This is a genomic window from Kitasatospora sp. NPDC002551 (assembly GCF_040296005.1).
In the GTDB taxonomy this organism is placed as follows: Bacteria; Actinomycetota; Actinomycetes; order Streptomycetales; family Streptomycetaceae; genus Kitasatospora.
Window position 1 is genome coordinate 1 of record NZ_JBEOWI010000025.1, and the last position, 21478, is coordinate 21478.

The window sequence follows — 21478 nt, forward strand, 5'->3', positions numbered from 1 at the left end:
CAGCCGCAGAACCGCCGCACCGCGACGGTGGGACGCCCCCGCACGCCCCTGGAGGCGCCGCCGCGCGAACTGGTGCCGCTCGAACGGGCCGAGGCAGCTCAGAACCGCCAGGCCGGATCGTTGGCGATCGCCAGCAGCGCGGTCGGGTCCAATGCGCCCTCCGGCCGCTCCGGGAACTGCTGGAGGGTGACTGTCCGGCCGTCGGCCCGCAGCACGCGGACGTACTGCGAGGTGCGCCCGCTCTGCGGGAAGGTGAGCGTCACCGCCTCGGCGCGGGCGCCATCGGGCAGGTCGACCAGCTCGCACCGGTTGGCCGGCAGCACCTCCTCGGGTGTGGGTTGGCCGGGGGGCGGGGTGATCTTCGGGAAGGCCACCGTGGCGCAGAGCGGCACCTTCGGGGCGTCCGCCGTCCGCTCGGCGCCGCCGATGAACTCCACCGGGCCGGCCGCACCGCTCCAGGCGACCCGGAAGGTTCGCCCGGCGATGTCCCCGGCCCGGACATCGGAGGCACCGGCCGGCAGCAGGCCGGCGAGCGTCGCCCCGAGCTGCTGGCTGGTCCAGGCGGTCGGCCGGTCGGCGCCGGGCCCGAAGGAATCGGGCCGCAGCGCCTGCGGGGTCTCGCCGGACTCGCCGACCAGTGCCACCGGGCCGGCCAGCGGATCGGCCGGCGCACCGGCGGCGGCGACCGCCGGCCCGCCTGCCGGGGCCGCCGAGGCGAGGCACACCACCAGGGTGGCGAGGGCGGCGGTGACGCCCGCACCGGCTCCGGTCCGCGCCAGCCTCCGGACCCCGCTGCGGCGGCGGCCGGCGGCCATCGCGGCCTCGACCGTGCCGCCCCGCAGCGGCGGTTCCGAGCCGAGCCCGGCCGCGAGGAGGAGGCGGATGTGCTCCTGGTCTTCGTGGGTGTCGTCGTGTCTCACGGGGTGTCCTTCACGGGGTTCATCGGATCTTCCTTCAGGGATGCGCTCACTGGGCGCGCGTCGCGGGAGCGGGCCCGGGCGCGCCGGTGAGCTGCTCGAACGGATCGGCGTCACCCAGCAGTTCGCGCAGCTTGGCGAGCGCCCGGGCGGTGTGGCTCTTGACGGTGCCGGCGCTGCAGTTGAGTGCCTTCGCCGTCGTCGCGATGTCCAGGTCGGCCCAGAACCTCAGCACCACGACCGCCCGCTGACGCGTCGGCAGGGCGTTGAGGGCCGTCCTGACCTGCAGGCCGAGCGACGGGTCGGTGTGCGGCCCGGCGGAGTCGGGCAGCGTCTCGACCGGCCGCTCCCTGCGCCATCGTCGTCTGCAGTGGTCGATGCTGGCGCGGGTCACTACCGTCTGGGCGAAGGCCTCCAGGTTGTCGATCCGGTGTCTGCGGTCCCAGGTCGCGTAGATCTTGGTCAGCGCGATCTGGGCGATGTCCTCGGCGTGGTGCCAGTCACCGCAGATCCAGTGAGCGGTACGCCGGAGCTCGGGCAGCCGCTCCTCCGCGAAGGCGCGGAACTCGTCCTGGTCAGAGATGCGCATGGGAAGCCTCCGTTCGTCTCTGTACACACACCGACGGAACGGACCGGCCCCGGAGATGACACGGCTCGGGAAGTTTTTTCGAGGGATTTTTCCTGACGACTCATGACATCCTCCGCCGTCCTCCGTTCCGTCGATCCCCACGACAGACCGAACACGCGGGGACCGGGCCCGACCCGGGCCCCGCCGGAGGGGACGGGTGCGCATGCGCAGGACATCGAGGACGGGGCGGCTGACGGCCGCTCTGCTGGGAGCGGTACTCGTGGGGACGGTGACCGCGCCGGCCGCCTGGGCGCGGCCGGCCGGCCCGCCCGCCGACACCGTACCGGGCGGCGCGGGCGGACCGGGGAGGCTGGTCCAGGTCACCCTGATCACCGGCGACCGGGTCACCGCCCGGGTCGGCGCCGACGGCACGGTGGCGCCGGTCGGCGTCCAGCCCGGCCCGGGCCGCGAGGGGATGGCCTTCAACCGGGTGCCGGGCGTCCCCGGCAGCCTCACCCTGGTCCCGCAGGACGCCGACCAGCCGCTGCGCGCGGGCCGGCTCGACCCGCGGCTCTTCGACATCGCCGGGCTGATCGCCCAGGGTTACGACGACGGCGGCAGCCGTGAGCTGCCGCTGATCGTCGGCCGCGCGCCGGGGGAGGGCCCGGCCGGCCTCGCCGCCACCGCTCCACCGCCGGGTGCCACCGCCGTGCGCGAGCTGGAGAGCGTGCACGGCACGGCGCTGCGCGCCGACAAGGCGCGCACCGGGGAGCTCTGGCAGCGGCTCGGCCCGGCCGCCGCCGCCCCCACCGTGGCCCCGGACCCCGCCGGGACGGCCGAACTCGCCCCGGGCGTCGCGAAGATCTGGCTGGACGGCAAGGTCGGCGCAGCCCTGGACCGCTCCACCGCGCAGATCGGCGCGCCCGAGGCCTGGCGCTCCGGACTCACCGGACGGGGCGTCAAGGTCGCGGTGCTGGACAGCGGCGTCGACGGCGGCCACCCCGACCTGGCCGGATCGATCGGCGAGAGCTCCGACTTCACCGGCGGGGCCACCGGAGTCAAGGACGCCGACGGGCACGGCACCCACGTCGCCTCGATCGTCGGCGGTGACGGCGCCGCCGCCGAGGGCCGCTTCAAGGGCGTCGCCCCCGACGCCGAACTGCTGGTCGGCAAGGTCCTCGACGACGAGGGCAGGGGCCAGGAGTCGTGGGTGCTCCAGGGCATGGAGTGGGCAGCCGCCCGGGCACCGATCGTCAACCTCAGCCTGACCGGTGCGCCCACCGACGGCACCGACCCGATGGCCCAGGCGGTCAACACGCTCTCCGAGCGGTACGGCACGCTGTTCGTCGCCGCCGCGGGCAACAGCGGCCGGGCCGGCACGGTCGGCTCCCCGGGCTCGGCCGACGCCGCGCTCACCGTCGGCGCGGTCGACCGCGCCGACCGGCTCGCGCCGCTCTCCAGCCAGGGGCCGCGCACCGGCGACCACGCGGTCAAGCCGGACATCACCGCGCCCGGCACGGACATCGTCGCGGCCCGGGCCGCCGGCACCACCGGGCAGAACCCGGTCGGCGACCACTACACCGCCATCTCCGGAACCTCGATGGCCGCCCCGCACGCCGCCGGCGCCGCCGCCCTGCTGCTGCAGCAGCACCCGGACTGGAGGGGCCCGCAGCTGAAGGCGGCCCTCACCTCCTCCGCGCGGCCCGCCGCCGACCAGAGCAGCTACCAGCAGGGCGCCGGCCGGCTGGACGTCGCCCGCGCCACCGCGCAGACCGTCCTCGCCACCGCCGAGTCCACCGGGATCCGCTTCACCGACCGGCAGACCGGCCCCGCGGTGACCCGCACCATCACCTACCGGAACACCGGCACGGAGCCGGTCACCCTCGACCTGGCCGGCTCGGTCACCGCCGCCGACGGCTCCGCGGGACCGGCCGGCGCGCTCACCGTGGCCCCGGCCCGGCTGACCGTCCCGGCCGGTGGCAGCGGCCTGGCCACCGTCACGGTCGACCCGGCGGCGGTCGCCGCCGGTGCCACCCTCAGCGGCCGGGTCACCGCGGGCGTCACCGGCGCGGGCGCCGGCGGCGGGCAGGCCGGCCCGGCGGCGCCGTCCGTCACCACGGCCTTCGCCCTGAGCCGGGAGGCGGTGCACCACGAGATCACCGTTCAGGCCGTCGACCGTGACGGAGCACCGCTCGGGCCGGGTGACTGGCTGACCGGCCGCTCCCAGCTCCACCTCGTCGACCTCGACACCCGGGCGGCGTACGAGCTGCGGTTCACCGACGGCACCGCCACCGTCCGTGTCCCGGAGGGCCGCTACAACCTCGCCGGCAAGCTCGTCACCCCCGCGAGGAACGGCCGCTCCACCACCGGCACCCTGCTGCTCCAGCCCGAACTGGAGCTGCGTGGCGACAGCCGGCTCTCCATCGACGCCCGCCAGGGCCGGCAGATCACCGTCACCGTGCCGGACCGGGACGCCGTGCCGTTCTCGCTGTCGGCCGCCTTCTGCTACCGGAGCGCGAAGGGCACCCCGTGCGCCGGCGAGGTCCTCAGCCTCGGCACGCCCGGCAACCTCTATGTGATCCCGAGTGCCAGGCCGGCCGCCGGCACGGTGGACTTCTCGGTGCAGAGTCTGCAGAGCGGACCGGCCCGCAAGGACGGCCGTCTGCCCGACCGCTACGACCTGTTCCTGCACACCACGGGAGCCCTTCCGGACCCGGCGTTCCGGGTCGCCCCGGCCGACCTCGCCACCGTCTCCACGCTCTACGGTGCCCAGTCCGCCGGCACCAGCGGAGTGATGAGCAGCTACGCCGAGGCCGACGGCGTCGGCGGGCTCACCTACGGCGAGCCGACCTTCCCGCTGCCCGCCGCCCGTACCGAGTACTTCACCACCCGGGGGCAGCAGCGCGAGACGTACTTCGGCCAGGAGGCGGGCCCCGGCGGGGAGCTCTTCCCGCCGGCCGTCACCCAGAGCGGCGTGGTCCCCTGCGACGCCGGCGCGTCCTGCGTCGAGTGGTGGAACGGCGCGGTCACCGGCCCGGGCCTCGCGGCCGGAAAGGACGGCGCCGCCTCGATGGCCCGCACCAGCGACCACTTCATGACGGTCTTCCCGCAGCTGTTCACCGACGCCGCCCCCGGGCACTACGGCTCCCCGCTGCCGCTGCGGATGAACGACACCGTCCAGCTCGAACTGGCCCGCGACGGTCAGCGGATCGGCGCCGCCGACACCCCGGCCGCGACCTTCGCCGTCCCGCCCACCGAAGGCTCCTACCGCCTGACGGCCAAGGCGATCCGCGCCGAGGCCTGGGCGCTCTCCAGCACCGTCGAGGCCGCCTGGACCTTCCGCTCCGGCCCCGTCGCGGCCGGTCCCGGCGGGTCCGTGCGCACCGCACCCCTGCCGATCGGCGTGGTCCGGCTGAGCGCCCCGGTGGACGCCGAGAGCCGGGCCCCGCGTGACCGGCACACGGTCACCGCCAGGGTCGAGCGCCAGAGCGGCGCGCCCGCGCCCGCCACGACGCGGCTCACCGCCGAGGTCTCCTTCGACGGCGGTGCGAGCTGGCAGAACGCCTCCGTGAGCGGAGCCGGCCAGGGTGCGCACAGGATCATCGTCGACCCGCCCGCGCAGGGGGAGGCCGACGTCTCGCTGCGCGTCACCGCCCAGGACGCGGACGGCTCGGCGGTCGAGCAGACGATCCTGCACGCCTACCGTTTGAAGCCCTGACGGGCGGGGCGCACGGGCACCGGACAGGAGTGACAGGAGCGAGGAGAGGAAGGAGGAGAGCGCCGTGGCGGGACGGTAGCCGTGGTTCCCCGGGCGCCCCGGTGGGCAGGGAAGGAAGCGAACGGTCGGACGCTATCGGTTCGGCCGGGTGACGAGTCGTCGACGAGGAGGGCCGCATGACCAAGCAGGCGTACGGACGGATCGCGCACCGTCATGTCGAGGTGAACGGCGTTCGGCTGCACGTCGCCGAGCAGGGGGAGGGGCCGCTGGTCCTGCTGCTGCACGGCTTCCCGGAGAGCTGGTACTCCTGGCGGCACCAGTTCGCCCCGCTCGCCGCGGCGGGCTACCGGGTGGTCGCCGTCGACCAGCGCGGCTACGCCCGAAGCGAGCAGCCCGATTCGGTCGACGCCTACACCCTGCTCCACCTGGTCGGCGACGTCACCGGCCTGATCCGGGCGCTGGGGGAGGAGCGCGCGGTGCTCGTCGGCCACGACTGGGGCGCCCCGGTCGCCTGGACCACCGCGACCCTCCGTCCCGACCTGGTGCGCGGCGTCGCCGGACTCAGCGTCCCGCCGCTGCCGACCCTCGGCCTGCCGCCGCTGGCCGAGGCCAGGGAGCGGTTCGGCGAGGGCTTCTACCAGATCTACTTCCAGCGTCCCGGTGTCGCCGACGCCGAACTCGCCCGGGACCCGCACGCGACCTTCCGCCGGATGCTCTACAGCGGCTCCGGCGACAACCCGCGCGGCGCGGAGCCGCGGGCGTGGGTGGTCGGTGAGGGCCAGACGCTGCTGGACGGCACCGTCGACCCGGAGAAGCTGCCCGCCTGGCTGTCGGAGGCGGACATCGAGGCCTTCGTCGCCGACTACGCCGAGCACGGCGAGCGGGCCTTCACCGGCGGCCTCAACTGGTACCGCAACATCGACCGGAACAACGAGCTGCTCGCCGGGCTCGCCGGTCGGCCGGTGGACGTCCCCGCCCTCTACGTCGCCGGGGAGCGGGACATGGTCACGGCCCTGATCCCCGAGGACGGGATGCGGCTGCTGCTGGAACACCTGACGCCCAAGCTGCACCGGAGGGTCACCCTCCCGGGCGTCGGGCACTGGACGCAGCAGGAGAGCCCGGCCGAGGTCACCGCCGCCCTGCTGGACTTCCTCCGGCACCTGGACGGCTGATGGACGGCTGAGACCACCGGAGGGCGGTCCGGTCCGCACCGGCCCGCACGACCGGACCGAACCGCCCCACTCGCCGGCCTCAGACCGGCAGCAGCCGGGCGATGAACTCGCCCAGTCGGCGGGCGTTGCGGCAGCAGTGCATCTCGACCACCTGGGCGTAGGCCGGGGCGGCCGAGTCACCGGTGCCCCAGAGGGCGGGCTGCTCCGGGTTGAGCCAGTAGACCCGGCGGGCGCGGGCGGCGATGCGCTGGAGGGCGGCCGTACGGGGATCCCGGTAGTTGTTCCGGGCGTCGCCGAGGATCAGCACACTGGTCCGCGGGCCCACGGCGTCCAGGTGGTGGTCGGCGAACTCGCCGAGCGCCGAGCCGTAGTCGCTGTTGCCGTGGTAGCCCGTCACCTTGGCCTCGGTCAGGATCCGCCGGGCCAGGGCGGCCGGGTCGCCCCCGCCGCGGGTGAGCAGATCGGTCACCTCGGCGGTGCGGTTGACGAAGGCGAACACCCGGACCTTGCTGAACTGCTCGCGCATCGCCTGGACCAGCAGCAGGGTGAAGTCGGAGAAGCCCGCCACCGAGCCGGACACGTCGCAGATCAGGACCAGCTCCGGCCGGGCTGGTCGGCGCAACCGGTGGGCCGGGCGCAGCGGGACGCCACCGGTGGACAGCGAGCGGCGCAGGGTGCGGCGCAGGTCGATGTGGCCGCGCGCCGCCCGGCGCCGGCGCGCGGCCAGCCGGGTGGCCAGCTTGCGGGCCAGCGGGTGGACGGTGCGGCGGAGTTCGGCGAGCTGGTCACGCCCGGCGGCGAGGAAGTCGATCCGGTCGGTGCTGGGCGCGACGGCCCGTTCGGCGACGTGCTCGGTGCCGCGGACTTCGGCGGCCCGGCGGCGGGCCTCGGTGGCGACCATGGCACGGAAGTCCTGGATACGACGGCGGATCTCGTCGGGAAGGAGGTGATCGGCCAGGTCGTCGGGGCCGGGGGCGGCCCGGCCGGCGGCGCCCGCGCGCAGCGCCGCGAGCACCCGGGCCAGCAGGGTTTCCGGGGAGAGCCGGCCGAGGGTCTGGTAGGCGGACCAGCCGTCGCTGCCGGGGCGTCCGGAGCCGCCGGCGGTGCCGTACCGGCCGAAGGCGGCGACCGCCTCGCCCGCGAGCCGGGCCTGGGCGGCCCGGTCGTCGGCGGCGAGCGCGGCCGCGAGCCGGGCCCGGAGGTCCTCGCGCAGGGCGGCCAGGTCCAGCTGAGCCGGGTCCAGCCGGGCCAGGTCCAGGTGAGCCGGGTCCAGCGGGGCGAGGTCAGGCTGGTCCGGCTCCGGTGCCGCCGGATCCCGCAGGGCGGGGTCGGAGGCGTCCGGGCCGGAGGCGCGGCGCACGGTCTCGGGGTCGCCGACGCCGAGCGGGAAGAACAGGTCGAACGCGGCGTCGAAGACCCCGCGCTGCCCGTCGGAGCGCAGCAGGGCGGCGGCCAGCCCGGCCCTGACCTGCTCGCGGTCGGCGAGGCCGAGGACGTCCAGGACGGCCGCGGCGTCGACCGTCTCGGCAGGCCCGATCCGCAGGCCGTGGCCGCGCAGGGCGCGTACGAAGCCGGTCAGCCGGGCGGCGAGGTCCGCCGCTGGGGCACCCGCCCTCGATGCCGCGCCGCCGCCGTCCGCCGCGCCGCCGTCCGCCGCGCCGCCGTCCGCCGCGCCGCCGACCGCCGTGCCACCGCCTGTCGCGCCACCCGTCGCCGTGGCTCCGTCCGCCGGTTGCGGGGGAACGCTCATGCCACGGTGAGCTTCTGCGTGGCCTTCAGCACGTCGTCCTGGTGCTTGAGGACCACCCCGAGGGTGGCGCGCACGACCGTCTCATCCAGAGTGTCGGCACCGAGGGCGAGCAGGGTGCGGGCCCAGTCGACGGTCTCGGCGACCGAGGGGGCCTTGCGCAGCTCCATTGCCCGCAGCGCGCCGACCACCCGCACCAGCGACTCGGCGAGCGCGGCGTCCAGACCGGGGACGCGCAGCCGGACGATCCGGCGCTCCAGCTCGGCCTCCGGGTAGCCGAGGTGGAGGAACAGGCAGCGCCGGCGCAGCGCCTCGGAGAGCTCCCGGGTGGCATTGGAGGTGAGGAGGACGAACGGGCGGCGGCTCGCCGTGATGGTGCCCAGCTCGGGCACGGTGACCTGGAAGTCGCTGAGCACCTCGAGCAGCAGCGCCTCGACCTCGACGTCGGCCTTGTCCATCTCGTCGATGAGCAGCACGGTCGGCTCGTCGCCGCGGATGGCGGTCAGCAGGGGCCGGGTGAGCAGGAACTCCTCGCCGAAGATGTCGGTACGGGCCTGGTCCCAGCCCTCGTCGCGCCCGGCGGTGATCCGCAGCAGCTGCTTGGCGTGGTTCCACTCGTACAGGGCGCGGGCCTCGTCGATGCCCTCGTAGCACTGCAGCCGCACCAGCCGGGCGCGGCCGGTGGCGGCGACGGCCTTGGCCAGTTCGGTCTTGCCGACGCCGGCCGGCCCCTCGACGAGCAGCGGTTTGCCGAGCCGGTCGGCGAGGAAGACGGTGGTCGCCACGTCGGTGGAGGCCAGGTAGCCGGCCTCGGCCAGCCGGGCGGCCGTGTCGGCCACCGACTCGAAGAACTGCGTGCCCTCGCCGCCCATGCGTGCCCCACATCCCCGTCGTCCGGTGCCTGTTGCCAGCACCCTACCGGTGGGTCACTTCGCTGTCCCGGGCGCGGAGGGGCACGGCAGGACGGGGCACGGCACGGCACGGCCATGCCCGGCCGGCGGTCGGGGACCGCCGGCCGGGCGAACTCAACCGCGCCGCGGGGGCGTCAGTTGACGTAGACGACCGGGCTCCCGGCCACCGAGCTGTCCCGGACCGGGCCGTAGGTGGCGCTGAAGTAGCCGACCGGGAAGCAGGTGCTCGGACCGGAGAACTTCGGCAGCGCCTGGGCGTTGAAGCCGATGGTCTGGCCGACGTTGTTGGTCGTGCCGGCCAGACCGCCGGCGGCGCGGTAGACGCAGGTGATGGTGCCGAGGATGGTCTTCAGCACGACGGTGGTCTGCACCGGTCCGGCCGAGGTCGGGTCGAGCGAGACCGGGTTGCCCGGGGCGTCGCTGACCGAGTTGGTGTACGGGAGGTTGTTGACGGTGATGCTCTGCACGCCGGTCACGCCGATGACGTTGGCGGTGCAGGAGCCGAAGGACTGGGTGTTGAGCGACTCGGTGGCGACCCCCGGGGCGGCCGGGTTGGTCAGGACGGTCGCGGAGAACGCGGAGGTGGCGCACTTGATGCCGGTCGTTCCGGTGGCGCTGGAGTAGAAGTTGGCGGTGGTACCGGCCACCAGGTTGGCGACGAGCACGTCACCGACGGAGACGTTCGGGCCGGCGAGCGAGGTGTGGGTGAGCACGGCGACGGCGTTGGCGGCGGGGGCGGCGGCCTGGGCGGGGGCGACGGTGCCGGCGGCCAGGACCGCGGCGGCGGCGAGGGCCGCGGTTCCGAGGGTACGGCGGATGCGCATGAGGGTGTGCCTCTCCGGGCGAGTCGGGTGGGGGAGCCCGCGCGGTCGGGGTGGGGGTGCGCGCGGCGGCGTCGGCCGCGGGGTGACCACGACGGGATGAAGCGGAACGGGCACCGCGGACGGCGACTCGGCGGGCCCGGCGCCACGGGCCCGCCCGTACGGGCGGCGGTACCGGCGGCACGACGCTGTGCGGCGGGTACGGCACGGCCCGGACCGACCGCGCACGGCCGGCCGGGCCGGAGGCGGTCGGGTACGGCTGAGTACGGCGGGATGGAGCGGAGGTGGAGCAAGGGTGGGGCACGAGGGTACCCGCGGTGCAGGGTGCACGTCGGCGGCTGCCACCGCCGGGCATGCGTTCGCCATACTGAGCAGTCGGAACGCGTGCGGGCTTCCGGCGGCGTCCGCCGCAGATTGGAAACCCGCCAGTGTTGTAAACCGGATGTCACGTCAATGTCAAGAAGAAACACAGGAGTTGGCGATGAACCCGGAAACCCGTCGGCACGCCGAAACCGTCCTGCTGCCCGGCGCCCGCACCGGGCGCGACCCCGCCCGGTCGATCAAGCGCGGCCCGAGCCGGCTGCCGCCGGGGGTGGTCGCCGCGACCCAGCGCGAGCGCCTGCTCGACGGCCTGGTGCTCACCGTGGCGCAGCACGGCTACCAGCGCGCCACGGTGAGTGACATCTGCCGTGCGGCCGGGGTGACCAGGCCGGTCTTCTACGAGCTGTTCACCGGCAAGGAGGACGCCTTCCTCGCCGCCCACCGGCACGGCACCGGGGTGGTGATCCGCCGGATGGCGGCCGCGTTCGCGGCGGCGCCGGACTGGTGCACCGGGATCCGCGAGGCGCTGCGGGCGATGCTCGGTCTGCTGGCCGGGGTGCCGGCCTTCGCGACCATGGCGGTCATCGAGCTGGACGCGGTCGGTCCGGCAGGGCGCCGCGAGCGCGAACAACTCCTCACCCGCTTCCGGGCGTTCTTCGCCGAGGTGCCCGAACTCCCCGGCGGGGTGAAGGCGGAGGCGATGGTGGACGCCGTGGTCGGCGGCGTCTACTGCACCCTCCAGCGTTGCATCGACAACGACCGCACCGCCGAACTCCCTGATCTCCTGCCGACCTTGAGCCTCTTCTGCCTGGCTCCTTTCCTGGGTCCGGCCGAGGCGGCGCGCCGTCTGTCGCTGGACCCGACGCCGTGGGGCGAACCCGCCGGGAGCGGACGATGATCCTTCGTGCGCCCGTATTGACCCGCTTCAATACTGGGCAGTAGCTTCCCAGTTACCCACTGCGGCCGACCGGCCCGCCCCGCTGCCGAGGGGCGGTCCCTCCCGGCCGTGCCGCAGAACGCTGTCCGCGCCAGGACAACGTGCCAGTGACTGCCCGTCCCCATCACCCGAGGGAGCGCACATGGCCACGTCCGAGGACGCCGCCCACACCGAGAGCACCGCCGACACCGCGGAGACGCCCGTGCAGCGCAGAGGCCGGGTCCGGCTGAAGCGCACCGCGTTGATGGCCGTTCCCGCCGTCGCCGCCGGCGCCGTGCTGATGACCCTGACCGCGCAGGGCGTGCTCGCCGCCCAGTTCGCGATCTCCGGCATGCCGTTCACCGTCACCGCCGACAGCCTGGACGGCGTCGGCTTCGAACAGTTCGGCAGCCTGGACCACATGATCGAGGACAGCCCCAACGCCGGGGACACCGGCGGGCAGGTGCTGGTCGCGGTCTCCGCGATCAAGGAGGCCTCGCTCACCAAGCTCTGCCAGAGCGTCGAACTCGGCGGCATCAACCTGCTGATCAAGGCCGGTGACGCCGGGACGCCCGTGACCGCCACCGACCTCACCACCGACTCCGACCTGCTCTCCGGCGACGCCGAGTTCAAGAACATCGAGATCGGCGGCGACGCGAGCACGTTCACCAAGGCCGGCGTCAAGGGCCTGCCCGGAGTCTTCGGGCAACAGGCCGACACCGTTCAGATCCGCAACCTGCGGCAGCACAACTACGCCACCACGGCCGGCGCCTTCAAACTGCCCAACCTGCGGCTGAGCTTCAGCTCCGAGGGCTGCTGACGGTGGCCGAGCCCGAGCCCGAGCCCGAGCCCGAGCCCGAGCCCGAGCCCGAGCCGGCGCCCGTGCCGGCCCCGGCGCCAGAGCCGGCCCCCGCGCCCGTGCCGGTGGCCTCCGAACCCGCGCCGGCCACCGAACCCGCGCCGGCCACCGAACCCGCGCCGGCCACCGGGTCCGAGCCGGTGAACGAGGCCGCGCCGGTGCCGGAGCCGCAGGCCGCCCGGGCCGGAGCGCTCACCGCCGCCCGGGCCCGCCCGGCCTGGCGCGGCTGGCGGGGACGGCGGCCGTTCTGGGGCGGAGTGCTGGTCCTGTTCGGCGGCGCGGAGATCCTCTTCACCCTGCGCGCCCCGCTGCCCGTCGTCCTGCACATCGGGCTCCAGGGGCTGTCCGGCTACCTCGTCCCGACGGTCATGGTGGTCTGCGGCCTGCTGATCCTGTTCAACCCGGCCCAGCGGCTGTTCTATTCGATCGTCGCCGTGCTGGCGTCGCTGGGCAGTTGGCTCACCTCCAACCTGGGCGGCTTCCTGATCGGCATGCTGTTCGGCGTGATCGGCAGCTGCCTCACCTTCGGCTGGATACCGGACCAGCCCCCGCGCCGCCGCCTGCTGCGCCGGGGCCAGGCCCGCCGGAAGGCCGCCGGACCGGCCGGCGTCTGAGGCGGTCACGGCCGGCGCCCGACGCAGACCCCGCGTCCGGCACGGCCGCGACCGCCCCCGTCGGCGAGCACCCCCGTCGGCGAGCGACTCGCCCGACGGCCGACGGCCGACGCCCGACTCCCGCCGACGGCCGGCCCAGGACCGGCGCCCCGCCCCCGGCGATGGGAGAGCACCGGGGACGGGGCGCCGTACGCGCGCTGTCAGGCCGGGCCGGGCTGGACCAGGCCGGTCCGGACGGGCCCGTCCGGACCGGACGGCCCCGCGTCAGATGGTCGTCGCGTCGATGACGAAGCGGTAGTGCACATCGCTGCGCAGCACGCGCTCGTACGCCTCGTTGATCCGGTCGGCCCGGATCAGTTCGATCTCCGCGCCGATGCCGTGCTCGGCGCAGAAGTCCAGCATCTCCTGGGTCTCCGGCAGCCCGCCGATCATCGAGCCCGCGATCGACCGGCGCCCGGTGAGAAGCGCGTGCGCGCCCACGCCGACCGGCTTCTCCGGCGCTCCGAGCTGGACCAGCGTGCCGTCGGTCCGCAGCAGTCCGAGGTAGGCGCTCAGGTCCAGATCGGCCGAGACGGTGTTGACCACGAGGTCGAAGCGGCCCGCCAGCTCCGTGAACGTCGCCGGGTCGGAGGTGGCCCGGTAGTCGTGGGCGCCGAGCCGCAGTCCGTCCTCGCGCTTGCGCAGCGACTGGCTGAGCACGGTGACCTCGGCCCCCTTGGCCCGGGCGATCTTCACCCCGAGGTGGCCGAGGCCACCGAGGCCGACCACGGCGACCTTGCGGCCGGGCCCGGCGCCCCAGTGGGTGAGCGGGGAGTACAGCGTGATGCCCGCGCAGAGCAGCGGCGCGGCGGTGTCCAGCGGCAGCGCGTCGGGGATGCGCAGGGCGTACTGCTCGTCGACCACCAGCTGGCGGGCGTACCCGCCGTACGTCGGGGCGCCGTCCCGCCCGAGGGCGTTGTAGGTGAAGACGGTGCCGCCCTCGCCCGTGCAGTACTGCTGCAGCCCGGCGCGGCAGTTGTCGCACTCCCGGCAGGAGTCGACGAAGCAGCCGACGCCGACCCGGTCGCCGACCGACCAGCGGGAGACCCCGGCGCCGACCGCCGCGACCACCCCGGCGATCTCGTGGCCCGGGACCATCGGGAAGATCCCTGGGCCCCACTCCTCGCCGACCTGGTGGATGTCCGAGTGGCAGATGCCCGCGTAGCGGACGTCGATGAGGATGTCGTGGGCGCCGAGCGCCCGGCGCGGCACGGTGGTCCGCTCCAGCGGCGCCCCGGGGGCCGGGGCGGCGTAGGCCTCGGTCCGCCCGGCCCCGGCGGTCGAGACGCCGGCCGCGCTCTCGGTGCCGGCCTCGGCGTCGACGTCGGTAGCGGCCTCGGCGTCAGCGTCGGTGATCGTGCCGGTGATCGCGTCGGTGATCGTCGTGTTCGTCATGCCTCAAGGCTCGGCGCGCCGTTCACGCCCGGCCAGACCAGTGATCGTCGTAGGTTCCCCGTTCCTACCATCGGCAGTATCACCCTCCGCACCGCCGCCTCCCCGGACCCGGGCCCATACTGCTGGCATGGACCAGCGCACCGAGCTCAGCGAATTCCTGCGGTCCCGCCGGGCGCGGCTGCGGCCCGCCGACGTCGGGCTGCCCGAATACGGCGGCCGACGTCGGGTGCCCGGGCTGCGCCGCGAGGAGCTGGCCCAGCTGGCCGGTGTGAGCACGGCCTACTACGTGCGGCTGGAGCAGGGGCACGGCGAGAACGTCTCGACGGCCGTCCTCGACGCGATCGCCCGCGCCCTGCGCCTGGACTCCGCCGAGCGCGATCACCTGCGCCGGATCACCCAGCCGCTCCGCCGGGGCGCGGGGCGGGCCCGCACGCGGCGTCCGCAGCAGGTGCGGCCCGAACTGCAGCAACTGCTGGACGCGATGGAGGGCGTCCCGGCGTACGTGCTCGGGCGGCGGCTCGACGTGATCGCCTGGAACCGGCTCGGCAACGCCCTGATCGGCGATGTCTCCGCGCTCGCGCCGGAGCAGCGGAACCTGGCCTGGCTGGTCTTCCTGGACCCGTCCGCCCGTGAGCTGTACGTGGACTGGGAGGGCAAGGCGACCGACCTGGTGGGGATGCTCCGCTTCGACGCGGGCCGCGACCCGGACGACCCCCGGCTCGCCTCGCTGATCGGCGAGCTGTCCGTGAAGAGCGAGGACTTCCGCCGGCTGTGGGCCGCGCACGACGTCCGGGACAAGGGCCACGGCCTCAAGGAGCTGCACCACCCGGTGGTCGGCCCGCTGACCCTGCGCTACGAGACCTTCCGTCCTGCGGGGGACCCGGACCAGGTGCTGGTCGCCTACCACGCGGATCCGGGCTCCGCCTCGGCCGAGTGCCTGCGCCTGCTCGCCAGCTGGACGGCCACCGAGCAGCGACCCGGCCCGGCACAGGGGCGGACACCCGCACCCACACCCACACCCGCGCCCGCACCCGCACCCGCGCCCGCATCCGCGCCGGAGCCCGGACCCGGTCCGTCGACAGGTCGGTAGTCCTCTTCCCGGGGCCCCACCCGGTCCGGTGGTCCCGGTGGACCCGGGACCACCGGCCCTGTCCGGATCCCGCGAGCGGCCGTTTACTGGACCTGTCGCCGATCCGGGCCACCCCCTGCCCGAAATCGGCCCGGAGGCCGTCCGGACGGTGAACAGCCGTTGTCCAGAAGGTTGCTGACAGCTGGTTAGGCTGCGGATCATGGACACGGACACCCCCAGCGGCACCACCGAGTACGACCGGCTGATCGCGCGCCACCACGCCATGCGGCTGCGTCGGCAGATCCTGGCGCCGGCGCCGTCCTTCGCCGCAGCGCCCGCGCTCCCGGGCGGCGCTCCCGGCCCCCGCCCCGGTGCCCAGCCGTCCGCGAAGGCCTACGGCGCCCACGGTGCGTACGGCGCCCACGGCGCCACGGGCACGAGCGGCACGCACGACGCCCCGGCCGCGCACGAGGCCTACGCCCGGGACCACGACGCCGCCGCCGACCAGCGGCTGATCCTCGGCGGTCTCGGCCTGGTCACCCCGTTCGCCGACCTGATCGACCACCTCTACGCGTTCATGTTCCGCCGCCGCCCCTTCCTGCGCGGGCTGTTCCCGGAGTCCATGGAGTTCCAGCAGGTCCACCTGGAGCGGATGTTCGACTACCTGATCGAGCACCTGCACCGGCCCGACCGGCTCGCCGCCACGCTCGGCCAGCTCGGCCGCGACCACCGCAAGCTGGGCGTGCGCCCGGTCCACTACGAGGCCTTCGAGGAGGCGCTCTGCCAGGCGCTGCGGCTCCGGGCGGGCGCGCACTGGACCGACGAACTGGAGGCCGCCTGGGTGCGGATGCTGCGCTTCGCCGTCCGCTCCATGGTGGCGGGCGCGGAGTCGGCGCTCACCGAACCCCCGTACTGGCACGCCACCGTCGTCGGCCACGAGCGCCGCCGCGCCGACCTCGCCGTGCTCCGGGTGCGCACCGGCGAGCCGTACCCGTACCGGGCCGGGCAGTACGGCACCGTCGAGCACCCGATGCTGCCGCACACCTGGCGGCAGTACTCGATGGGCTGCGCGCCGCGCGCCGACAACGAGCTGGAGTTCCACGTCCGCCGCACCGGGCCGGGCGGGGTGAGCGAGGCGCTGGTCGAGCACACCGCCGTCGGCGAGCGGCTGCGGCTCGGCCCGCCGCGCGGCACGCTGATGCCCGAGGACGACACCCGGGACCTCCTGCTGGTGGCCGGCGGTACCGGGCTCGCCCCGATGAAGGCGATCGTCGAGCAGCTGGTGGAGCACCCCGCGCGCGGTCGCCGGGTCCACCTGTTCGTCGGCGCCCGCGCCCGGGCCGACCTCTACGACTGGCCGGCCCTCACCGAACTCGGCGGGCGCAAGCCCTGGTTGGAGCTGATCCCGGTCGCGGACGACACCGCCGACGGTCCGGCGGGCCCGGGCGGGCGGCTGGCCGAGGCGGTCAGCCGGGCCGGTGACTGGTCCGAGCACCTGGCCTGCGTCAGCGGCCCGGCGGGCCTGGTCGACGAGGTCCGCACCCGGCTGGCCGCCTCCGGTCTGCCGTCCACCCGGATCCACCACGACCCGGTGCTCAGCCGCCTCTGAGCCCCGGTCCGCCCGCCCCCGCCACCGGTGGCAGTACGCCCACCGGCAGCAGTACGCCTACCGGTAGCAGTACGAGTCCGAGGAGGCGTCCCCGCCCGCCAGGTGCGTCTGGTGCACCCGCAGCCCCCGGAAGTCCTCACCGTGCGGGAAGAACCGCGGGTCCACGGTGAGCCCGCCCAGCTCCGGGTCGGCGTCCAGCTTGACGATCCACGGCTCGACGCCGTCCGGGTAGAACTGGTCGTCCCACGCCCCGTACAGCGAGTTGGTGAGGTAGAGCCGCCGCCCGTCCCGGCTGATCTCGACCATCTGCGGGGCACCGCTCAACGGGCGGTCCGGCTCGGCCGGGTGCGGGGTGCGCGCCGTCACCCCGCCGAGCCGCACGGACCCGGTGAGGCGGGGGTGGAACGGGTCCGCCACGTCGTACTGCAGCAGCTCGCCGGTGCCCCAGGCGGAGACGTACAGCCAGCGGTCGTCCACCGACAGGTTGATGTCGGTGACCAGCGGCGGCACCGCGCCGAACGGCTGCAGGACGGGCGGCAGGTCCTCGGCCTTCGCCGGCTCGGCGGGGATCTCGATCACCTTGCGCGCGGTGAACGCCTCGCCGTCCCGGTACCAGAGCCAGACCGAGGCCGAGAGGTCCTCCACGTTGGTGACCACCCCGGCGAACCCCCACTCGGCCTGCGGGTCGTGGGCCGGGCGCAGCTCCAGCACCATCTGGTACTGGTCGCCCAGGTCGATCCGCTGCAGGTGCCGCCCCGAGTCCAGCTCCCAGAAGTGCAGCGCGTGCCCGTACTTGCGGCCCAGCAGCAGCTCCGGCACCACGCCGTCCTCGACCATCCACGGGGTGCCCCACTCGCTGGTGACGCCCACGTTGGTGCCCAGGTGCCACCACACGTCGTAGGAGAAGTGCTGCGGGCCGCGCTCGGTCTCCCAGGGGCGCAGCACGTCGAAGGTGGTGTGGTCGAGCAGGGCGACCCCGCCGGGGCCGTCGCCTCCGGCGGCCGCGCCCAGGCAGGACAGGAAGACGCCGTCCGGCCCGCAGTGCAGGGTGTGCGGGCGCGAGTACCCGGCTCGGGCCGCCAGCTCCTCCGCCGCCACCGTCTTCACCAGCCGCGGCCGGACCGGGTCCGGTCGGGTGTCCAGGACGTGCAGCTGCGAGGAGCGCAGGCCCGGCAGCAGCAGGTAGCGCCGCTCGGCGTCGTGGTGGCCGGCGTGCGCGAGCGCGCTGGAGCAGGCGTTCCAGCCGAAGTGGTGCAGCTCGTCGCCCACCCCGGGCATGTCGGTGAAGTTGAGCACGCGCCCGTAGCTCGCCGACGCCGGGTCGGTGTCGACGGTGATCAGCGCGTCCGGCCGCTGCGCCGAGCGGTCGAAGCCCGCCACGTAGGCGAGCTTCTCCGGCGGCGCGGCGATCGCCTCGGCGGGCGTGCGGTAGAGGGAGGGATCGCTGTGTCCGGGCTGCCGGTCGTCGTGCGGGCCGTGTCCATGCGGCATGCTGGCTCCTCAACTCGCCTGTTGGGCAAGGGAAGTGACAGGGGCCCGGGTAGCCTTCCACAGACTCGCGGGCGCACAGCAGGCGCACGGGGAGCGGGCGGGGGGCCGGGGGCGGCGCGCCCCCGGCCCCCCGCGGGGCGCGGACGGTTCAGCCCACCGCGATCGGGAAGTACGCCCCGATCCAGCGGTCGAGCTCGGCGAACACCTGGGCGCGGGCGGTCTCCCCGGACAGCACGAGGTCGTGCATGCCGCCCTTGATCCGCACGATCGTCACATGGCGGCCCAGGTGGGGGCCGGCGGCGGCGATGTCGTCGGCGCGCAGGACGGCGTCCGCGTGGTGCAGGGCGGCGTGCCAGCGGGTGGTGGAGATGGAGGCGGTGGAGGCCATCAGCAGCACCGGCACGTCGATCCCGAGCCCGCGCCGCAGCTCCCGGTGGCCGCGCTGGACGGCCGCCAGCCAGCCGGCGAACAGCGGCACGCCCTCGGCCGGCTTGAGGCTGAGGTCGAAGTCCCACTCGCCGCGGAAGTCGCGGTGCAGGCTGTGCACGTAGTGCGGGTTGAGCGCGGAGGGCAGCACCCGGGTGGGCGCGAAGCGGCCGAGCGCGTCCAGCGCCGGGGCGCCGAGGGTGCGTACGGCGGGCGCGGCCGGCATGGAGAGGAACGGGCTGTTGAGGAACAGGCCGTCGACCAGGCCCCGCCCGGTGCGGCGCCCGGCCCACAGCGCGGCGATCAGGCCGCCGGTGGAGTGGCCGTTGACCAGCAGCCGGGTGTGGCCGTCCTGCTGCCGGATGATCCGCACCGCCTCGTCCAGCTCCTCGTCGTACGTCGCGAGGTGGCGCACGAAGTTCGGCGAGTGGTGCGGGCGCAGCGAGCGGCCGTACTTGCGCAGGTCGAGCGCGTAGAAGGAGAAGCCGGCTGCGGCATAGTGGTCGGCGAGGTGGGTCTGGAACCAGTAGTCGTTGTAGCCGTGGATGTACAGGACGGCCCGGTCCGACCCGGGGACCAGCCGGCGGACCAGGGTCGCCGAGACCTCGCCCTCCTCGTCCGGCCGCAGCGGCAGCTCGGCCGCCTCGTAGGGGGCACCCAGGATGTCTTCGCGGAACTCCATGGCCGCACGCACCCGCTCTCTGCTCGGAATCTCGGGGAACCACGACGATACCGGCCGGTAGCCTCCGGCGTGACGGCGACGCGGGCCGGGCCCCTATGCTGCGGACATGCCCGAGATGCCCGAACCTCCCGACTCGCCCCCGGCCGACGACCCCGTGCCGGTCGCGCGGCGCACCGACCTCGGGCAGGCCAAGCTCCTGCCCGACGTCGACAGCGACGGCGGCTGGCTGCTGACCCTCGACGACACCCCGCAGTCCTACGTCGACCTCGGCGACCCGACCCACCTGGAGTTCGAGTACACCCAGCGCCTCGGCCACCTCGTCGACGCGCTCGCCGAGCCGGGCCGCCCGCTGGACGCCCTCCACCTGGGCGGCGGCGCGCTCACCCTGCCCCGCTACCTGGCCGCCACCCGCCCCGGCTCGCGCCAGCACGTGGTGGAGGTGGACGGCCCGCTGCTCGCCCTCGTCGAGCAGCACCTCCCGTGGCGCGGGCCCGGCGTCGACATCACCGCCGGGGTCGGGGACGCCCGCGCCGCCCTCGACGCGAGGGCGCGGTCCGCACCCGGCACGCTGGACCTCGTCGTCGCGGACGTCTTCCACGGCTCGCGCACCCCCGGCCACCTCACCTCGGTGGAGTTCCTGCGGCTGGCGGCGGCCGCGCTGCGCCCCGGCGGCTGCTACGCGGCGAACCTCGCCGACGGCCCGCCGCTCGCCTTCGCCCGCGCCCAGGCGGCGACGCTGCGCGCCGTCTTCCCGCAGACCTGCCTGATCGCCGAGCCCGCGGTGCTGCGCGGGCGGCGGTACGGCAACATCCTGCTGGTCGGCTCGGCCGGGCCGCTGCCGCTCGCGGACCTCGCCCGCCGGCTGGCCGGGGACATCTTTCCGGCCCGGCTCACCGAGGGCGCCGGCCTCGCGGACTTCGCCGGCCGCACGGCTCCGGTCACCGACGCGACCGCCACCGACTCCCCTCCGCCGCCGGACGGGGCGTTCAGCGTGGGCTGAGCGCCCCGTCCGCACACGTCGGCCGAGCGCTTCGGCCGGGCGCCCCGGCGCGCCGAGGCCGCGCGCACCCCGGTTCGCACGCCCCGCGGTGTCAGAATCGGCGGGTCCGCGCTGGGGCGCCCACGGGGCACACCCGCCACACCGGAGGAAGCGAGCGAGCGATGAGCAGCGTGGAGCGGACCGACCTGTCGGGGGTGCCCGAGACGGCGCTGTGGACCCTCTGGCAGCGGTCCGTCGAAGCCCGCCGGCCGGACGGCCTGCTCCACGACCCCAAGGCCGTCGAACTCGTCGAGCGGATCGACTACCCCTTCGAGGAGCGGTTCGGCACCATCGGCCCGCACTCCCAGCTGCAGGCGCTACGGGTGGGCTGCTTCGACCGCGAGGTGGCGGACTTCCTGGCCCGCGAGCCGCGCGGCACGGTGGTCTGCCTGGGCGAGGGCCTGGAGACGCAGTACTGGCGGATCGACAACGGCCGCGCCCAGTGGCTCACCGTCGACCTCCCCGAAATGATCGCCCTGCGTGAGCACCTCCTCCCGCCCGGCCCACGCCAGCGCTACCTGCCCGCCGACGCCACCGACCTGGCCGCCTGGTCCGAGGAGGTGGACCGCGCCCGCGCAGTTCTGGTCACTACGCAGGGCCTGTGCATGTACCTCCCCCCGGCCCAGGTGAAAGCCCTGATCGCGGGCTGCGCGGACCGGTTCCCCGGCGGCTCGATGATCGTGGACGCCGTACCGCGGTGGTTCGCACGGCTCGCCACGAGCGGGAGGATGCGTACTGCCGCCTACCAGGTGCCCGCCATGCCCTGGGCGATGGACGCCGGCGAACGCGACAAGCTCCGCACCGCGAGCCCGGCGGTGACGGCCGTCCGCGACGTCCGCCCGACGGGCGGACGCGGTCTGCTGGGCGCCCTCCTGCCCCTGGCCCTGACCGCCCCGTGGCTGGCCGCCCACCGTCCCTCGGTCACGGTCCTGAACTTCGCCGAAGGCCCCGAACCGGCGTAGTCGAGCGGATATGCCCACCTGGTGGAGTGCCGCGTCGGCTGGAAGGCCAGAGTCGAAGACGTTGTTCACGCTGGCACCGGGCCGGTGGGCCTACACGGAATCGACGGCCGGGCCGAACCTGACCGTCACATGGGGATTGGTCTCTCGCCAGCCTGCGCAGGAGAGAGAGGCACCGTGCCCTGTACTTTGGCGTCCACCCAGC

The 21478-nt window shown here is 74.9% G+C and carries 17 protein-coding genes; 9 read left to right on the forward strand and 8 right to left on the reverse strand.

Going from position 1 to position 21478, the window contains the following annotated elements; translation table 11 throughout:
- Nucleotides 1-98: 98 nt before the first annotated feature.
- Nucleotides 99-920, reverse strand: a complete 822-nt coding sequence (locus ABT093_RS21345; protein ID WP_350566504.1) for a hypothetical protein — start codon at nt 918-920, stop codon at nt 99-101.
- Nucleotides 921-966: 46 nt separating this feature from the next.
- A complete protein-coding gene (locus ABT093_RS21350; protein WP_350566505.1) occupies nt 967-1506 on the reverse strand; it encodes a SigE family RNA polymerase sigma factor in 540 nt (179 codons plus the stop codon).
- A 202-nt stretch (nt 1507-1708) separates the two neighbouring features.
- On the opposite strand from ABT093_RS21350, the gene ABT093_RS21355 reads away from it, so the two are divergent.
- Complete coding sequence (locus tag ABT093_RS21355) at nt 1709-5203, forward strand: S8 family serine peptidase (RefSeq protein ID WP_350566507.1); 3495 nt, start codon at nt 1709-1711, stop codon at nt 5201-5203.
- Nucleotides 5204-5379: 176 nt separating this feature from the next.
- Nucleotides 5380-6375, forward strand: a complete 996-nt coding sequence (locus ABT093_RS21360) for an alpha/beta fold hydrolase (RefSeq protein ID WP_350566509.1) — start codon at nt 5380-5382, stop codon at nt 6373-6375.
- Nucleotides 6376-6454: 79 nt separating this feature from the next.
- Here ABT093_RS21360 and ABT093_RS21365 read toward each other — a convergent pair whose 3' ends face one another.
- From ABT093_RS21365 to ABT093_RS21375, 3 genes are all read right to left on the reverse strand, one after another.
- The gene (locus tag ABT093_RS21365; RefSeq protein ID WP_350566511.1) at nt 6455-8125 is read right to left on the reverse strand and encodes a vWA domain-containing protein; all 1671 of its coding nucleotides are present in this window, start codon (nt 8123-8125) and stop codon (nt 6455-6457) included.
- A complete protein-coding gene (locus ABT093_RS21370; RefSeq protein ID WP_350566513.1) occupies nt 8122-8994 on the reverse strand; it encodes an AAA family ATPase in 873 nt (290 codons plus the stop codon). Before ABT093_RS21370 ends, ABT093_RS21365 begins: the two co-directional genes overlap by 4 nt.
- 173 nt (nt 8995-9167) lie before the next feature.
- Nucleotides 9168-9857, reverse strand: a complete 690-nt coding sequence (locus ABT093_RS21375) for a Tat pathway signal sequence domain protein (protein WP_350566514.1) — start codon at nt 9855-9857, stop codon at nt 9168-9170.
- Between the two features lie 478 nt (nt 9858-10335).
- On the opposite strand from ABT093_RS21375, the gene ABT093_RS21380 reads away from it, so the two are divergent.
- The 3 genes from ABT093_RS21380 to ABT093_RS21390 all read left to right on the forward strand — a co-directional run bounded on the left by ABT093_RS21380 (nt 10336) and on the right by ABT093_RS21390 (nt 12564).
- A complete protein-coding gene (locus ABT093_RS21380; RefSeq protein ID WP_350566516.1) occupies nt 10336-11073 on the forward strand; it encodes a TetR/AcrR family transcriptional regulator in 738 nt (245 codons plus the stop codon).
- Nucleotides 11074-11254: 181 nt separating this feature from the next.
- Nucleotides 11255-11911 carry a DUF6230 family protein gene (locus tag ABT093_RS21385; protein WP_350566518.1) on the forward strand — a complete coding sequence of 219 codons (657 nt, stop codon included), beginning with the start codon at nt 11255-11257 and terminating at the stop codon, nt 11909-11911.
- 2 nt (nt 11912-11913) lie between these two features.
- A complete protein-coding gene (locus ABT093_RS21390) occupies nt 11914-12564 on the forward strand; it encodes a DUF6114 domain-containing protein (RefSeq protein WP_350566520.1) in 651 nt (216 codons plus the stop codon).
- 264 nt (nt 12565-12828) lie between these two features.
- Here the strand turns inward: ABT093_RS21390 and ABT093_RS21395 are convergent, their stop codons facing one another.
- Nucleotides 12829-13998: an NAD(P)-dependent alcohol dehydrogenase gene (locus ABT093_RS21395; RefSeq protein WP_350566522.1), complete on the reverse strand. Its 1170-nt coding sequence runs from the start codon at nt 13996-13998 to the stop codon at nt 12829-12831.
- Between the two features lie 127 nt (nt 13999-14125).
- Here ABT093_RS21395 and ABT093_RS21400 point away from each other — a divergent pair, with 127 nt between their 5' ends.
- Both ABT093_RS21400 and ABT093_RS21405 read left to right on the forward strand, forming a co-directional pair.
- A complete protein-coding gene (locus tag ABT093_RS21400) occupies nt 14126-15088 on the forward strand; it encodes a helix-turn-helix domain-containing protein (protein WP_350566524.1) in 963 nt (320 codons plus the stop codon).
- Between the two features lie 199 nt (nt 15089-15287).
- Nucleotides 15288-16676, forward strand: coding sequence for a globin domain-containing protein (locus tag ABT093_RS21405; RefSeq protein ID WP_350566525.1), 1389 nt, complete (start codon nt 15288-15290; stop codon nt 16674-16676).
- Between the two features lie 57 nt (nt 16677-16733).
- Here ABT093_RS21405 and ABT093_RS21410 read toward each other — a convergent pair whose 3' ends face one another.
- Together ABT093_RS21410 and ABT093_RS21415 are read right to left on the reverse strand one after the other, a co-directional pair.
- Complete coding sequence (locus ABT093_RS21410) at nt 16734-18167, reverse strand: selenium-binding protein SBP56-related protein (protein WP_350566527.1); 1434 nt, start codon at nt 18165-18167, stop codon at nt 16734-16736.
- 148 nt (nt 18168-18315) lie between these two features.
- Nucleotides 18316-19275 carry an alpha/beta hydrolase gene (locus ABT093_RS21415; protein ID WP_350566529.1) on the reverse strand — a complete coding sequence of 320 codons (960 nt, stop codon included), beginning with the start codon at nt 19273-19275 and terminating at the stop codon, nt 18316-18318.
- Between the two features lie 106 nt (nt 19276-19381).
- On the opposite strand from ABT093_RS21415, the gene ABT093_RS21420 reads away from it, so the two are divergent.
- Together ABT093_RS21420 and ABT093_RS21425 are read left to right on the forward strand one after the other, a co-directional pair.
- Nucleotides 19382-20275: a spermidine synthase gene (locus ABT093_RS21420; RefSeq protein WP_502884275.1), complete on the forward strand. Its 894-nt coding sequence runs from the start codon at nt 19382-19384 to the stop codon at nt 20273-20275.
- A gap of 161 nt (nt 20276-20436) precedes the next feature.
- Nucleotides 20437-21276, forward strand: a complete 840-nt coding sequence (locus tag ABT093_RS21425) for a class I SAM-dependent methyltransferase (protein ID WP_350566531.1) — start codon at nt 20437-20439, stop codon at nt 21274-21276.
- Nucleotides 21277-21478: the final 202 nt, after the last annotated feature.

Bases quoted from the DNA above. Each gene is read 5' to 3' on its own strand.
- ABT093_RS21350 (WP_350566505.1), bottom strand. From the start codon at position 1,506: ATGCGCATCTCTGACCAGGACGAGTTCCGCGCCTTCGCGGAGGAGCGG.
- ABT093_RS21355 (WP_350566507.1), top strand. From the start codon at position 1,709: ATGCGCAGGACATCGAGGACGGGGCGGCTGACGGCCGCTCTGCTGGGA.
- ABT093_RS21360 (WP_350566509.1), top strand. From the start codon at position 5,380: ATGACCAAGCAGGCGTACGGACGGATCGCGCACCGTCATGTCGAGGTG.
- ABT093_RS21365 (WP_350566511.1), bottom strand. From the start codon at position 8,125: ATGAGCGTTCCCCCGCAACCGGCGGACGGAGCCACGGCGACGGGTGGC.
- ABT093_RS21370 (WP_350566513.1), bottom strand. From the start codon at position 8,994: ATGGGCGGCGAGGGCACGCAGTTCTTCGAGTCGGTGGCCGACACGGCC.
- ABT093_RS21375 (WP_350566514.1), bottom strand. From the start codon at position 9,857: ATGCGCATCCGCCGTACCCTCGGAACCGCGGCCCTCGCCGCCGCCGCG.
- ABT093_RS21380 (WP_350566516.1), top strand. From the start codon at position 10,336: ATGAACCCGGAAACCCGTCGGCACGCCGAAACCGTCCTGCTGCCCGGC.
- ABT093_RS21385 (WP_350566518.1), top strand. From the start codon at position 11,255: ATGGCCACGTCCGAGGACGCCGCCCACACCGAGAGCACCGCCGACACC.
- ABT093_RS21395 (WP_350566522.1), bottom strand. From the start codon at position 13,998: ATGACGAACACGACGATCACCGACGCGATCACCGGCACGATCACCGAC.
- ABT093_RS21400 (WP_350566524.1), top strand. From the start codon at position 14,126: ATGGACCAGCGCACCGAGCTCAGCGAATTCCTGCGGTCCCGCCGGGCG.
- ABT093_RS21405 (WP_350566525.1), top strand. From the start codon at position 15,288: ATGGACACGGACACCCCCAGCGGCACCACCGAGTACGACCGGCTGATC.
- ABT093_RS21410 (WP_350566527.1), bottom strand. From the start codon at position 18,167: ATGCCGCATGGACACGGCCCGCACGACGACCGGCAGCCCGGACACAGC.
- ABT093_RS21415 (WP_350566529.1), bottom strand. From the start codon at position 19,275: ATGGAGTTCCGCGAAGACATCCTGGGTGCCCCCTACGAGGCGGCCGAG.
- ABT093_RS21420 (WP_502884275.1), top strand. From the start codon at position 19,382: ATGCCCGAGATGCCCGAACCTCCCGACTCGCCCCCGGCCGACGACCCC.
- ABT093_RS21425 (WP_350566531.1), top strand. From the start codon at position 20,437: ATGAGCAGCGTGGAGCGGACCGACCTGTCGGGGGTGCCCGAGACGGCG.